Below are 13,203 nucleotides of genomic sequence, written 5' to 3'. Positions count from 1 at the left end.
AATTAGTCACCAAGCTTATAGCCCAGTCCGCGGATGGTTTTGATATATTCCGGGTGTGCCGGGTCGGCTTCGATTTTTTCCCGGAGCCTTTTGATGTAGACGGTAAGGGTATTATCATTTACAAATTCCCCTGCCATATCCCAGAGTTCATCTAAGAGCCGGCTTCGTGTAAGGACGATGCCCTGGTTGGAAAGAAAGAGTAGGAGCAGCCGGTATTCCAAAGCAGAAAGAGTTAGTTCCATATTATTTTTATAGACCAGTCCACGTACAGTATCAGCTTTTAGTTCATGATATTCCAACGGCTGGCTGCCACGGTGATAGCGGCGGAGAACACTGTTCATTCTGGAAATCAGTTCTCTCGGCCGGAAGGGCTTGGAAATATAATCGTCGGCACCAAGGTCAAGCCCGGCAACCACACTGTATTCATCATCCGATGCTGTCAGAAAAATGACAGGAATATCAGAATTTGCCTTGATGGCACTGCACAAAGAAAAGCCGCTTCCATCCGGCAGGGAGACATCAAGCAACGCTAAGTCAAAGTGATACTGCCCGGAATCTAATAAATCGATGGTTTCCTTTTGGTTATTCGCAGAAGTAACCTGAAAACCCTCCTGATTCAGGAAAGTGCGTAAATTGGAAACGATACTTGTATCATCATCTACAAGAAGTACATGTGTCATGTTTTCTTCTCCTTACAATTAATTTATAGAAGGCACGGATTGACAACGGGAGCACTTGCTAAAATAATTCTGTTATCCAAAGGATATTTGTTTTGGATATAAAATACCGTAGTTCTAAGCTGCATATTTTGCTTTTGCCTGTAAAAACCGTCTTTCCAATGTTTGACAGTCTATCTGTACCGTCCGTCGAAGTGCGGATGCCTAAGAAGTGCCCCTTGCAGGTCTTATACCGCATCCGCACCCGGCGGAAAGTGCAGATATCCAGTCAAAGCAAGCGGAAAGACAGTTTATCATCAAGCAAAACATGCAGCTAAGAACAACAGGCATTTTCCATCCCATAAACAAATATCCTTCGGATAACCGAAATTATTTTATGCAGGCAGCTTTTTCAATCCGCCACGTTTATAAAAGTCATTGTAGCATAAAGAAACTTGCATTTGCAAAAGAAACAGTATAAGATGGACAGTTGTGATGAAAAATAAGCTGGTAAAGGCAAGAGGGATAGACAGATGAAGCAGAATTTAAAGAAAATGATTTCTTATTATAAACCATATCTTGGCGTATTTTTTACCGATATGTTTTTTGCATTGTTAGCAGCAGTGGCGGCACTGGTGATTCCGCTGATTGTACGCTATATTACATCAACAGTGGTATATCTGCCGGAGCAGGATGCAGTAAAGACAATCGGAAAGCTTGCTTTGTTTATGGTGGCGTTAGTAGCCATTCAGTGTTACAGCAATTATTATATTTCTAATAATGGTCATGTAATGGGTGCCAAAATAGAATATGATATGCGGGCAGAAATATTTGCTCATTATCAGAAACTGTCCTTTGCATTTTATGATAATCAGAAGGTCGGACAACTGATGGCGAGAATTACTACGGACCTTTTTGATATCAGCGAACTACTGCACCATGGACCGGAAAATATTGTGATTTCCCTGATTAAGATAATTGGTGCATTTGTTATTATGATGGGAATCAGTCCGAAGCTTACAGTGGCGGCATTTGCACTGGTGCCGTTTATGATAGCGTATGCATATTTCTTTAATAAGCGGATGAAAAAGGCGTTCCGGCAGAACCGTATTAAGATAGCGGATATCAACAGCCAGATTGAGGACAACCTTTCCGGTATCCGCGTAGTAAAATCCTTTGCTAATGAAGAAGTCGAACAGGAAAAATTCAGCCGCGGAAACAAAGGCTTCTTAGATGCCAAGAAGAACAGCTATCTCTTTATGGGTGGTTATCAGGCGGGACTGACTGCATTTACCACGTTGATTACCGTAGCAGTGGTGATTGCCGGAGCACTGTGGATTCCGGGTGGCAGTGTGAGTAATACGGATTTGATTACGTTCCTTTTATATATCAATGTATTTACCGAGCCGGTTAAGACGCTGATTGATTTTACCGAGCAGTTCCAGAATGGATATTCCGGCTTTGAACGGTTTATGGAGATTCTTTCCATTGAACCGGATATTTCGGATGAGGAAAATGCCATTGTCATGGAAAATGTGCGGGGAGAAGTAGAATTTCAGGATGTTTCCTTCCGGTATGAAGAACATTTAAGCCGCGTTTTAAGGCATATAAATCTGAAAGTTCCGGCAGGAAGCTATGTGGCACTGGTGGGAACTTCAGGTGCCGGAAAGACAACCCTTTGCAGCCTGATACCAAGATTTTATGATGTGTCAGAGGGCAGAATTTTAATTGATGGCTGTGATATCCGCCACTATAAATTAAAAAGTTTAAGAGACCACATTGGCATTGTCCAGCAGGATGTTTATTTGTTTGCCGGAACCATTTTTGAAAATATTGCTTATGGCAAACCGGATGCGACAAGGCAAGAAGTCATTGAGGCAGCAAAGAATGCCAATGCCCATGAATTTATTTTATCACTGCCGGATGGTTATGATACAGATATCGGACAGCGGGGTGTAAAACTTTCCGGCGGTCAGAAACAGCGGCTCTCCATTGCCCGGGTATTTTTAAAGAATCCGCCGATACTTATTTTTGATGAAGCAACATCGGCACTGGATAATGAAAGTGAAAAAGTGGTACAGGAATCGCTTGAGAAACTGGCAAAGAACCGGACAACATTTGTAATTGCCCACAGGCTTTCTACGATAGAAAATGCAGGGCGTATTCTGGTGCTGACTGAGCAGGGAATCGAAGAAGAGGGCACCCATGAGGAGCTGCTTGCACGGAATGGAATTTATGCAGGGCTTTATCATACCCATTGATATTGAGAAAAGCTATTTATAAAATTTGTATGAAGTTCACGCGGTTTGCTTGAGAAATTTTACTTTTTCTGCTATATTGCAATAGGTAGACAAATCAATTCAGTGTGAAATACACTTTAATTATTAGAAAGAAGGATGTTAAAATGACAAAAATTGATATTATTTCAGGCTTCTTAGGAGCTGGAAAGACCACATTTATCAAGAAAATGATAGAAGAGGCTTTTGTTGGTGAGAAGCTGGTACTGATTGAAAATGAATTTGGTGAAGTCGGTATCGACGGCGGATTCTTAAAGGATTCCGGCATTGAGATTACCGAGATGAACTCAGGATGTATCTGCTGTTCCCTGGTAGGAGACTTTGGAAAGAACTTAAATGAAGTAATTACTAAATTCCATCCGGACCGTATTTTAATCGAGCCGTCAGGAGTTGGTAAACTTTCTGACGTAATGAAATCTGTTATTGATGTGGAAAAAGAGCAGGATGTGAAATTAAATGCACTGGTTACAGTTGTAAATGCAAAGAAAGCATCCAAACAGATGAAAGCCTTTGGCGAATTCTTCAATAACCAGATTGAATTTGCAACAACAATCGTATTAAGCAGAACCCAGAGCACAACACCGGAGCAGTTAGAGCTTTGCGTAAAACAGATGCAGGAATTAAATGGCAAGGCTGCAATCATTACAACTCCTTGGGATGCCATCAAAGGTGAGCAGATTCTCAAAGTTATGGAAGGACAGGATTCTCTTGAGATGAAACTTCTTGCAGAGGCACATCATAAAGCAGAAGAGGAAGAACATGAGCATGAACACCATCATGACCATGACCACGAAGAGCATGAGCACCATCACGACCATGAGGAGCATGAGCATCATCACGATCATGATCATGATCATGAGGAGCACGACCATGACCATGAAGAGCACGAGCATCATCATGAACATGATGAGAACTGCACCTGCGGATGCCATGACCATGACCACGAACATCATCATCACCATCATGCAGATGAGGTATTTACAAGCTGGGGCAAAGAGACTCCGCATAAATTTACCCGTGAGAAGATAGAAGAGGTATTAAAGACCTTATCCGAGAGCGAAGAGTATGGTATGATTCTCCGTGCAAAAGGAATGGTAGAGGATGTCAATGGTTCCTGGATTTACTTTGATATGGTTCCGGGCGAGTATGAATTAAGAGACGGAGAGCCGGATTACACCGGAAGACTCTGTGTCATCGGTTCTAAGATTGACGAACACAAGATTGAAGAATTATTCGGCATTGCATAATGCCCGTCGGATAGGAAAGGGGAAACCATGCAGGAGATTCCAGTATATTTATTTACCGGATTTATGGATAGCGGTAAGACCACATTAATCAAAGAAACACTTTTTGAAAATGATTTCGGCGGGGACAACCGTACGGTAATTATTGTCTGTGAAGACGGCGATGAAGAATATGATGAAGCAAAATTAAATACCATTAATGCGAAGGTTGTGATGATTGAGGAGCAGGAAGATTTTACAACAGAAACCTTGCAGAAGATTCAGGAGACATACAAACCGGAGCAGATTTTTGTTGAGTATAACGGTACCTGGGATATCGCTACTTTGCTTGAAACAAAGATGCCGGATGGCTGGGTAATCGTACAGTCTTTGGCAACCGTAGATGCCACTACATTTGAAATGTATCTTGCCAATATGCGTGCCATGATTATGGAGCAGTTATTTAAGGCAGACGTAGTAATCTTTAACCGTTGTGATGACAATACGCCAAAGGGCAAGTTCCGCCGTGCAGTAAAAGCACAGAACCGTCCGGCACAGATTGTATACGAGCGTGCCGATGGAACAATTGATGAGAGTGCCGATGAAGAACTGCCATTTGACATCAATGCAGATGTCATTGATATTACGGATGCAGATTATGCAATCTGGTATATGGATGCACAGGATAATCCGAAGAAATACGATGGCAAGAAAATTAAATTCCTTGCGTTGGTATATAATCCGGAAAAGATGAGCAGGAAGGGCATGTTCGTGCCGGGACGTTTTGCCATGACCTGTTGTGTAGAGGATGTCCAGTTCTTAGGATTCAAATGCAAATATCCGAAGTCGGAAGAAATCGGTCACAAATCATGGATAAATATTACCGCAGAAGTTCATGTGGAATTTGCCAAGGAATACAGAGGAAAAGGACCTGTCCTTTATCCGGTATCCATTGAGCCGGCAGAGAAGCCGGAAGATGAACTGGTATATTTCTCATAAAAAAGTGTTGACAATGTGAAAGAAAAGTATTATTCTAACTTCAATAAGAGAAACCGTTGAGAAAGAGTAGTAAGCTTGATTGGAAATCAAAGAGAGCTGCAGGTGGTGGAATTGCAGTATGGAAGATTTTGCTGAATGGACTTTCGAGGGTGGCCTGAATTAACAGTAGGCGTCGCCGGGAACCGAACCCGTTACCAATCCGGCATGTATGATTCGTACATGAATGAGTGGACAATTCGTCAATATGAGTGGTACCGCGATAATAAGATTTTATTACCGTCTCAAGCATAAGCTTGAGGCGGTTTTTTACTGTTGGAAAACAGTAAAAGCGCTTTCTCTTATGAACAACAATAAATCATATAAGAAAGAAGAGGTAGTAATTATGAAGAAGAAAATGATGGCAGCAGTATTAACAATGGCTATGGCAGTAGCAGCAATGGCAGGATGCGGAAGCAACAGTGCATCCAATGATGCAGCAACAACAGAGAAGGCTGCAGCAGATGGTAAAGTTTATAAAGTAGGTATCGTACAGTATGTAGATGATGCTTCTTTAAATCAGATTGAGAAAGCAGTAGAAGCAGAGCTGGATGCAAAAGCAAAAGAGCTCGGTGTTACTTTTGATTACAAAGATTATACTTACAATGGTCAGGCAGATTCTTCAACCTTAAACCAGATTGCAACAGACCTGGTTGCAGAAGATGTAGATGTGATTATTCCAATTGCAACACCAACCGCAATGATCATGCAGGCAGCAACAGAAGAAAATCAGATTCCGGTTGTATTCTCTGCAGTCAGTGATCCGGTTACCGCAGGACTTGTTGAAAGTATGGATAAACCTGGTTCCAATATCACCGGAACATCGGATGCATTAAATACAGAAGCAGTAATGGACTTAATGTTTGCAGCAAATAAAGACATTAAAAAAGTAGGTCTTTTATATAATAAGAGTCAGGATTCTTCCACTGTTCCAATTCAGGACGCAAAAGATTATCTTGATAAAAAAGGCGTTGAATATGTAGAAAAAACAGGAACAACCAATGATGAAATTTCTCTTGCAGCAGATGCATTAGTTGCAGCCGGCGTAGATGCTGTATTTACACCAACCGATAACACTGTAATGACAGCAGAACTTGCAATTTATGAGAAATTTGTAGAAGCAGGCATTCCACATTATGCAGGAGCTGACTCCTTTGCATTAAACGGAGCTTTCTGTGGATTCGGTGTAAACTATGTTGACCTTGGTACTGCAACAGCAGATATTGTAGTAGATATTTTAGTAAATGGGAAAGATCCTGCAACAACAGCAGTACAGACCATGAGCAACGGAATCGCAACTGTAAATACAGATGTGGCAAGCCAGCTTGGAATTGACTACAGCGTATTTGACGGTATGTGTGAAAAAGTAGTAGAGATTCAGACCGCAGAAGAGTTTGAATAAAAAGATAAAACGATAGTATGATAAGATAGTCAGGGGGATTAAAGAATGGGCTCCATATTTACAATATCCATTTTACAAAGTGCATTAGAGCTAGGGTGTATATACGCCCTGGTTGCACTGGCATTGTTTGTTTCATTTTCCATATTAAATATTGCAGATTTGTCAACCGATGGCTGCTTTACCTTAGGCTGTGCCGTATGTGCCATGGTAACGATACAGGGTCATCCGATTCTGGCACTGGCAGCAGCAATGTTAGCCGGTGTATGTTCCGGATTTATCACAGCATTTCTGCAGACAAAGCTTGGAATTGAATCGATTCTGGCAGGAATTATTGTAAATACGGGACTCTATACCATTAATATTGCAGTCATGGGATTTGCTTCCCAGGTGAACCTGTTTAATTGCAATACCATATTTACCATGGCAAAAAATGCCATTGGCGGTGGCTGGTATAAACTGATTGTGGCAGCATTAATCGTACTGGTAATCGGCGTGATTTTATCCGCATTTTTAAATACCAGATTAGGTCTTTCCATACGGGCAACCGGTGATAATGCTGACATGGTAAAAGCCTCCAGCATTAATCCATCCTTTACGATTACCGTAGGTCTTTGTGTAGCCAATGCAATGACTGCATTATCCGGCGGTGTACTGGCACAGTACCAGAAATCCTGCGATATCAACCTTGGAACCGGTATGGTAACCATCGCACTTGCCAGCCTGATTATCGGAGAATCCATTATCGGAAAAGGCTCCATGTTCCGCAGAGTATTAGGCGTTGTATTAGGAAGCTGCCTGTACCGTTTCTTAGTAGCCGTTGCATTAAGACTGAATGTTCCGGCAGAGGCACTGAAACTGGTTTCTGCAATTATCGTAGCAATTGCAATTGCATTCCCGTTCTTAAAGAAGAAGGTAGCGTTTGTCAGACAGAAGAGCGCAGCACAGAAGAAATTAAAAGACAATATGCGTCTGGCGGAAGCAAATACAAAGGAAATGGGAGGTGACCGATAATGTTAGAAATGAAGCATGTATCTAAGACATTTAATCCGGGAACCGTAAATGAAAAGAAAGCATTGTGTGATTTGAATCTGGTTCTTGAAGATGGAGATTTTGCTACAATCGTAGGAAGCAACGGAGCAGGAAAATCAACTACATTTAATGCAATCACAGGTGCGTTCTATGTAGACGAAGGACAGATTATTCTCGATGGAGAGGATATTACATATAAGAAAGAATTTTTGCGCAGTAAAGTCATTGGTCATCTGTTTCAGGACCCATTAAAGGGAACAGCTCCACATATGACCATTGAAGAAAATATGGCACTGGCATATCTTCGTGCATCCGGAAAAGAAAATGCATTTTTCAGCAGAATCCGTAAATCCGATAAGGAAAAATTCAGAGAACTGTTATCCCAGCTTGATATGGGCCTGGAAGACAGAATGAAGCAGCCGGTGGGATTATTATCCGGCGGTCAGAGGCAGGCACTTACCCTTCTGATGGCAACGATGGTGACCCCGAAGATTCTTCTTTTGGATGAGCATACGGCAGCACTTGACCCTGCAACCGCAGAGAAAGTATTGGAACTGACAAAAAAAATTATTGCAGAGCATCATATTACCTGTCTTATGGTAACCCACAATATGCATCAGGCATTAGAGCTTGGCAACCGGATTCTGATGATGGATTCCGGAAATATTGTCCTTGATTTAAAGGATGAAGAGAAGAAGAAAATGACGGTAGACAGCCTTTTGGAACAATTCCGCATCCAGGCAGGAAAGCGTCTCGACAATGACCGAATTTTAATGTCAGCACAGTAAAAATAGAAATTGGTAAATTTTTTTAAGAAACAAGTGTCGGAAAATGTTGATTTTCTGACACTTTTCCTATATGATTAAATCTAGTGGTCTGGAATTCCACGAGTTGATGTAAACAAAGTATGGAGGTATAGTATGTATCCTATTATAAAAAAGGAAAAGCTGGCAGATAAGATTTATCTTATGGATGTCAAAGCAGAGCGTGTTGCAAAGTCTGCAAAGCCAGGACAATTTGTAATCGTGAAAATCGATGAAGAAGGTGAGCGTATTCCGCTTACTATCTGTGATTATGATGAAAAAGCAGGAACTGTAACAATTGTATTCCAGACAGTTGGAGCTTCCACAGAGCGTATGGCATATTTAGAGGAAGGAGATGCATTCCAGGATTTCGTTGGACCACTGGGCTGCCCATCCGACCTTATTGAGGAAGATATAGAAGAGTTAAAGAAAAAGAAGATCGTATTTATTGCAGGTGGTGTTGGAACTGCACCTGTATATCCGCAGGTAAAATGGCTGCATGAGCATGGTGTGGACTGTGACGTTATTATGGGTTCTAAGACAAAAGACCTTTTGATTCTGGTAGAAGAAATGCGTAAGGTTGCAACCAATCTTTATGTAACAACCGATGATGGTACTTATGGCTTCCATGGAATGGGAACCAACCAGTTACAGGAATTATGGGATAAAGGTGTCCGTTACGACCATTGTGTTGCTATCGGACCAATGATTATGATGAAATTCGTTTGTAAACTGACCAAGGAGCTTGGCATTCCAACTGTTGTATCCATGAATCCGATTATGGTAGACGGAACCGGAATGTGTGGAGCATGTCGTCTTATGGTTGGCGGCGAAGTAAAATTCGCATGCGTGGATGGACCGGAATTTGACGGACATCAGGTAGATTTCGACCAGGCAATGAAGAGACAGCTTCAGTATAAGACAGAAGAAGGCCGTGCAATGTTAAAATTGCAGGAAGGTGATACCCATCATGGCGGATGCGGTCAGTGCGGAGGTGACAAATAATGGAAGGATTAACAAGAGTACCTGTACGTGAACAGGAGCCAGAGGTACGTGCAGCAAACTTTGAAGAAGTTTGTCTTGGCTATAATGAAGAAGAAGCAGTAGCAGAAGCAAAACGCTGCTTAAACTGTAAAAATGCACAGTGTATGAAAGGATGTCCGGTTTCCATTAATATTCCGGCATTTATTGCACAGGTGAAAGAAGGCAACTTCGAAGAAGCTTATCATATTATCAGTGAATCATCTGCACTTCCTGCTGTATGTGGCCGTGTATGCCCACAGGAGAGTCAGTGTGAAGGAAAATGTATCCGTGGTATCAAGGGTGAGCCGGTTGCAATCGGTAAATTAGAGCGTTTCGTAGCTGACTGGGCAAGAGAGCATGGAATCAAGCCTAAGAAAGCAGAAAAATTAAATGGACATAAAGTAGCAGTTATCGGTTCCGGCCCTGCAGGTCTTACCTGTGCCGGTGATTTGGCAAAGCTTGGCTATGATGTTACTATTTTTGAAGCTTTACATGAAGCCGGTGGAGTATTAATTTACGGTATTCCGGAATTCCGTCTTCCAAAGTCAAAAGTAGTTGCAGCAGAAGTAGAAAATGTAAAAGCTTTAGGCGTTAAGATTGAGACCAACGTTGTCATTGGTAAAGCAGTTACCATTGATGAATTAATGGAAAAAGAAGGATTCGAAGCTGTATTTATCGGTTCCGGTGCAGGACTTCCAAGATTTATGGGAATCCCTGGCGAGCAGGCAATGGGAGTATTCTCTGCAAACGAATTCTTAACCAGAAATAACCTGATGAAAGCATTCCGTGATGACTATGATACGCCAATTAAAGCCGGAAAAAAAGTTGTTGTAGTTGGTGGTGGTAACGTTGCAATGGATGCAGCCCGTACCGCAAAACGTCTCGGCGCAGAGGTACATATCGTATACCGTCGTGGCGAGGAAGAGCTTCCGGCAAGAAAAGAAGAAGTACATCATGCAAAAGAAGAAGGCATTATCTTTGACCTTCTGCAGAATCCTACTGAAATCTTAGTAGACGAAGACGGCTGGGTAAAAGGCTGTCGTGTCATTAAGATGGAATTAGGTGAGCCGGACGCATCCGGAAGAAGAAGCCCGGTAGAGATTCCAGGTTCTGAATACGAAATCGAGGCAGATACCGTAATCATGTCTCTTGGTACCTCTCCAAACCCATTGATTTCATCCACTACCAAGGGTCTGGACATCAATCGCAGAAAATGTATCATTGCAGAAGAAGAGACCGGAGCAACCTCCAAAGATGGCGTATACGCCGGTGGAGATGCAGTAACCGGAGCAGCAACCGTTATCCTTGCCATGGGTGCAGGAAAAACTGCAGCAAAGGGAATTGATGAATTCTTACGCAATAAATAAAGAGAAGTAAAGAATAAAGCATAATAATATATGCTTTTGGGACGCAGGATTTTTCTGCGTCCCTTTTTTACTTTATAGGAAATTGCTTTCCTGTAAAGTAAAAAACGCTCTGCGAAGATGCGCACTGCGGCGTATAAGGTAGATGTCGCAAGCGACCGCCGCAGGCGCGAGAATGTGCCAAGGCACATTCTTTGTTCTAAGCTGGTTGCTAAGTGACCACCTTATTGGTTACTGGTGGCCACTATTTCTGACATGAGGAATAAATTAAGGATTGGTAATGAAAATCCTCTTGACAAATCCGTCGTAAGAATATATTGTATTACTTATATAGTACAAAAATACGGAAAGGGGTGATTGCATGGCATGGGAATTGGATTCGGATCGTCCTATTTTTATTCAGATTGTGGAGCGGATTCAGATGGAAATAATATCCGGTAAATACAGTCCGGGAGATAAGTTACCTTCTGTCAGGGATCTGGCGGCGGTAGCTGCAGTAAATCCGAATACGATGCAGAAAGCACTGACAGAGTTAGAGCGGACAGGACTTGTGTATTCCCAGCGTACAAGCGGGAGATTTATAACGGAGGATGCAAAAATGATTGAGGAGTTAAAGAATAATCTGGCACAGGAACAGATTAAGGAATTTTTGGAAAATATGAGCAAGCTTGGCTATAAGAAATCAGAAACCTTATCCTTGATTCAGGAGATTTTGGAGGGAGAGCAGGCATGAGTACATTATTGGAAGTAAAAGATGTATGCAAGCGATATGGAAAGAAAACTGCGCTTGACCATCTGAACCTGACTTTAGAGAGCGGACATATTGTTGGCCTCTTAGGACCGAACGGAAGTGGAAAGACAACACTGATTAAGCTGATTAACGGAATCCTTACTCCGGATGAGGGCGAGATTTTGGTGGAAGGAATGAAGATTGGTGTAGAGACAAAGAAGGTGGTTTCTTATCTGCCAGATCATACGTATCTTAACATGGGGATGCGGGTACGTGATATTTTAGATTATTTTGAAGATTTTTATCAGGATTTTGATGTGGTAAGAGCTTATGATATGCTGGCAAAATTATCTATTAATCCCAATGATAAATTAAAATCCATGTCCAAGGGAACCAAAGAAAAGGTGCAGCTTATTTTGGTAATGAGCCGTCGTGCGGACTTATATGTTCTGGATGAGCCGATTGCGGGAGTAGACCCGGCGGCAAGAGATTATATATTGCGGACGATTCTTACCAACTATGATGAGAATGCAACGATTCTGATTTCAACCCATCTGATTGCAGATGTTGAGAATGTATTAGATGAGGTAGTCTTTATTCAGAATGGAACAATCAGCCTGACTTCATCAGTAGATGATATTAGAATTAATCAGGGTAAATCGGTGGATGCTTTGTTCCGGGAGGTGTTTAGATGTTAGGAAAAGTAATGAAACATGAAATGAAAGCAACCTGGAAAGTATTATTTCCACTGGCAATGGTTTTAGTCGGCGTTACGTTAATTGGCATGCTGATGATGAATATGCAGGTTTTCGAAACAGATATGGGAGCCTTAGTCGGTCTGGCAATGCTTCTTTTGTATATCATCGGGCTGATTGCATTGAGTGTTACGGCATTTATTTTTCTGCTGGTTCGGTTTTACCACAGCATGTATGGTGCAGAAGGTTATTTGTCACATACCCTTCCGGTAACCACTTTTTCCTTGATTAACGGAAAGCTTTTGGTGGCGGTATTCTGGGATGCAATTACGACAATACTTGTTTATGTTTCGGCATTTTCATTGATCGTGACAGCTGGATTGAATCTGGGTAATGAAGGGGAAAGAATCAAGCTGGGAGAATTGCTGCAGCAGCTGGGAGATATGATAGGAATTTCGATTCCGGCACTTTTTGGCTGGGCAATATTATATAGTGTGATTTCTGCATTTTCAGCTATGCTTATGGTATATGCCAGCATGGCAATCGGTCAGTTGTTCCGCCACAAAGTTGCAATGTCTATTGTAATGTATGGTGTATTATATGCGATTCTTCAGATTATATCTTTTGTGATATCCATTAATTCAGCAAATGGATTTGTTGAGAAACAGGCTGCAATGGGAGATGACAGCTTCTTTACCCTGACCATTGCAAATATGTATGGAAATATATTTTCAAAGAGCATGATACTTTCCATCGGGGTATCAATTGTATGCTATATCATAACAGCAGTGATTACCCATAAGAAATTAAATCTGGAATAAATTAGAAAACTATTTGTATATAAGAAAAGGCGGGACCAATCAAAAATAGACTGGTTTCGCCTTTTTACGTCGCCATGAATTCCATAGAAACTGCCAGTGGCAGTTTCGGCTGGCATAGATTAGCG

General features: G+C 41.8%; 12 protein-coding genes and 1 other annotated feature. Of the genes, 11 read left to right on the top strand and 1 reads right to left on the bottom strand.

The window, feature by feature from the left end; genetic code table 11:
- Nucleotides 1-2 precede the first annotated feature (2 nt).
- The gene (locus tag DWW33_RS02600) at nucleotides 3-680 is read right to left on the bottom strand and encodes a response regulator transcription factor (RefSeq protein WP_118638779.1); all 678 of its coding nucleotides are present in this window, start codon (nucleotides 678-680) and stop codon (nucleotides 3-5) included.
- A 509-nt stretch (nucleotides 681-1,189) separates the two neighbouring features.
- Here DWW33_RS02600 and DWW33_RS02590 point away from each other — a divergent pair.
- From DWW33_RS02590 to DWW33_RS02540, 11 genes are all read left to right on the top strand, one after another.
- Nucleotides 1,190-2,917, top strand: coding sequence for an ABC transporter ATP-binding protein (locus tag DWW33_RS02590; RefSeq protein ID WP_118638777.1), 1,728 nt, complete (start codon nucleotides 1,190-1,192; stop codon nucleotides 2,915-2,917).
- 143 nt (nucleotides 2,918-3,060) lie between these two features.
- On the top strand, nucleotides 3,061-4,200 hold the full coding sequence (locus DWW33_RS02585) for a CobW family GTP-binding protein (RefSeq protein WP_118638776.1): 1,140 nt from the start codon (nucleotides 3,061-3,063) through the stop codon (nucleotides 4,198-4,200).
- Nucleotides 4,201-4,227: 27 nt separating this feature from the next.
- Nucleotides 4,228-5,175 carry a TIGR03943 family putative permease subunit gene (locus DWW33_RS02580; protein WP_118638775.1) on the top strand — a complete coding sequence of 316 codons (948 nt, stop codon included), beginning with the start codon at nucleotides 4,228-4,230 and terminating at the stop codon, nucleotides 5,173-5,175.
- 47 nt (nucleotides 5,176-5,222) lie between these two features.
- Nucleotides 5,223-5,462: a binding site (T-box leader), on the top strand.
- 95 nt (nucleotides 5,463-5,557) lie between these two features.
- Nucleotides 5,558-6,613, top strand: a complete 1,056-nt coding sequence (locus tag DWW33_RS02575) for an ABC transporter substrate-binding protein (protein ID WP_118087541.1) — start codon at nucleotides 5,558-5,560, stop codon at nucleotides 6,611-6,613.
- 45 nt (nucleotides 6,614-6,658) lie between these two features.
- Nucleotides 6,659-7,624: an ABC transporter permease gene (locus DWW33_RS02570; RefSeq protein ID WP_022243349.1), complete on the top strand. Its 966-nt coding sequence runs from the start codon at nucleotides 6,659-6,661 to the stop codon at nucleotides 7,622-7,624.
- A complete protein-coding gene (locus DWW33_RS02565) occupies nucleotides 7,624-8,430 on the top strand; it encodes an ABC transporter ATP-binding protein (protein ID WP_022243348.1) in 807 nt (268 codons plus the stop codon). The genes DWW33_RS02570 and DWW33_RS02565 overlap by 1 nt, the downstream gene beginning before the upstream one ends.
- Nucleotides 8,431-8,562: 132 nt before the next feature.
- Complete coding sequence (locus DWW33_RS02560; RefSeq protein WP_118638774.1) at nucleotides 8,563-9,450, top strand: sulfide/dihydroorotate dehydrogenase-like FAD/NAD-binding protein; 888 nt, start codon at nucleotides 8,563-8,565, stop codon at nucleotides 9,448-9,450.
- On the top strand, nucleotides 9,450-10,835 hold the full coding sequence (gltA, locus tag DWW33_RS02555; protein WP_022243346.1) for an NADPH-dependent glutamate synthase: 1,386 nt from the start codon (nucleotides 9,450-9,452) through the stop codon (nucleotides 10,833-10,835). The genes DWW33_RS02560 and gltA overlap by 1 nt, the downstream gene beginning before the upstream one ends.
- Before the next feature lie 358 nt (nucleotides 10,836-11,193).
- Nucleotides 11,194-11,565, top strand: a complete 372-nt coding sequence (locus DWW33_RS02550; protein WP_022243345.1) for a GntR family transcriptional regulator — start codon at nucleotides 11,194-11,196, stop codon at nucleotides 11,563-11,565.
- Nucleotides 11,562-12,260 (top strand): ABC transporter ATP-binding protein, encoded by a 699-nt coding sequence (locus DWW33_RS02545; protein ID WP_022243344.1) that lies wholly within the window; start codon nucleotides 11,562-11,564, stop codon nucleotides 12,258-12,260. The genes DWW33_RS02550 and DWW33_RS02545 overlap by 4 nt, the downstream gene beginning before the upstream one ends.
- A complete protein-coding gene (locus tag DWW33_RS02540) occupies nucleotides 12,254-13,078 on the top strand; it encodes a hypothetical protein (protein WP_117841187.1) in 825 nt (274 codons plus the stop codon). The genes DWW33_RS02545 and DWW33_RS02540 overlap by 7 nt, the downstream gene beginning before the upstream one ends.
- Nucleotides 13,079-13,203: the final 125 nt, after the last annotated feature.

The organism is Roseburia sp. AF15-21 (assembly GCF_003479505.1).
In the GTDB taxonomy this organism is placed as follows: domain Bacteria; phylum Bacillota; class Clostridia; order Lachnospirales; family Lachnospiraceae; genus Roseburia_C; species Roseburia_C amylophila.
Note: the sequence above shows the minus strand (reverse complement) of the source record. Positions and strands in the feature narration are given on the sequence as shown.

Bases quoted from the DNA above. Each gene is read 5' to 3' on its own strand.
- DWW33_RS02580 (WP_118638775.1), top strand. From the start codon at position 4,228: ATGCAGGAGATTCCAGTATATTTATTTACCGGATTTATGGATAGCGGT.
- gltA (WP_022243346.1), top strand. From the start codon at position 9,450: ATGGAAGGATTAACAAGAGTACCTGTACGTGAACAGGAGCCAGAGGTA.
- DWW33_RS02565 (WP_022243348.1), top strand. From the start codon at position 7,624: ATGTTAGAAATGAAGCATGTATCTAAGACATTTAATCCGGGAACCGTA.
- DWW33_RS02545 (WP_022243344.1), top strand. From the start codon at position 11,562: ATGAGTACATTATTGGAAGTAAAAGATGTATGCAAGCGATATGGAAAG.
- DWW33_RS02575 (WP_118087541.1), top strand. From the start codon at position 5,558: ATGAAGAAGAAAATGATGGCAGCAGTATTAACAATGGCTATGGCAGTA.
- DWW33_RS02590 (WP_118638777.1), top strand. From the start codon at position 1,190: ATGAAGCAGAATTTAAAGAAAATGATTTCTTATTATAAACCATATCTT.
- DWW33_RS02585 (WP_118638776.1), top strand. From the start codon at position 3,061: ATGACAAAAATTGATATTATTTCAGGCTTCTTAGGAGCTGGAAAGACC.
- DWW33_RS02540 (WP_117841187.1), top strand. From the start codon at position 12,254: ATGTTAGGAAAAGTAATGAAACATGAAATGAAAGCAACCTGGAAAGTA.
- DWW33_RS02560 (WP_118638774.1), top strand. From the start codon at position 8,563: ATGTATCCTATTATAAAAAAGGAAAAGCTGGCAGATAAGATTTATCTT.
- DWW33_RS02600 (WP_118638779.1), bottom strand. From the start codon at position 680: ATGACACATGTACTTCTTGTAGATGATGATACAAGTATCGTTTCCAAT.
- DWW33_RS02570 (WP_022243349.1), top strand. From the start codon at position 6,659: ATGGGCTCCATATTTACAATATCCATTTTACAAAGTGCATTAGAGCTA.
- DWW33_RS02550 (WP_022243345.1), top strand. From the start codon at position 11,194: ATGGCATGGGAATTGGATTCGGATCGTCCTATTTTTATTCAGATTGTG.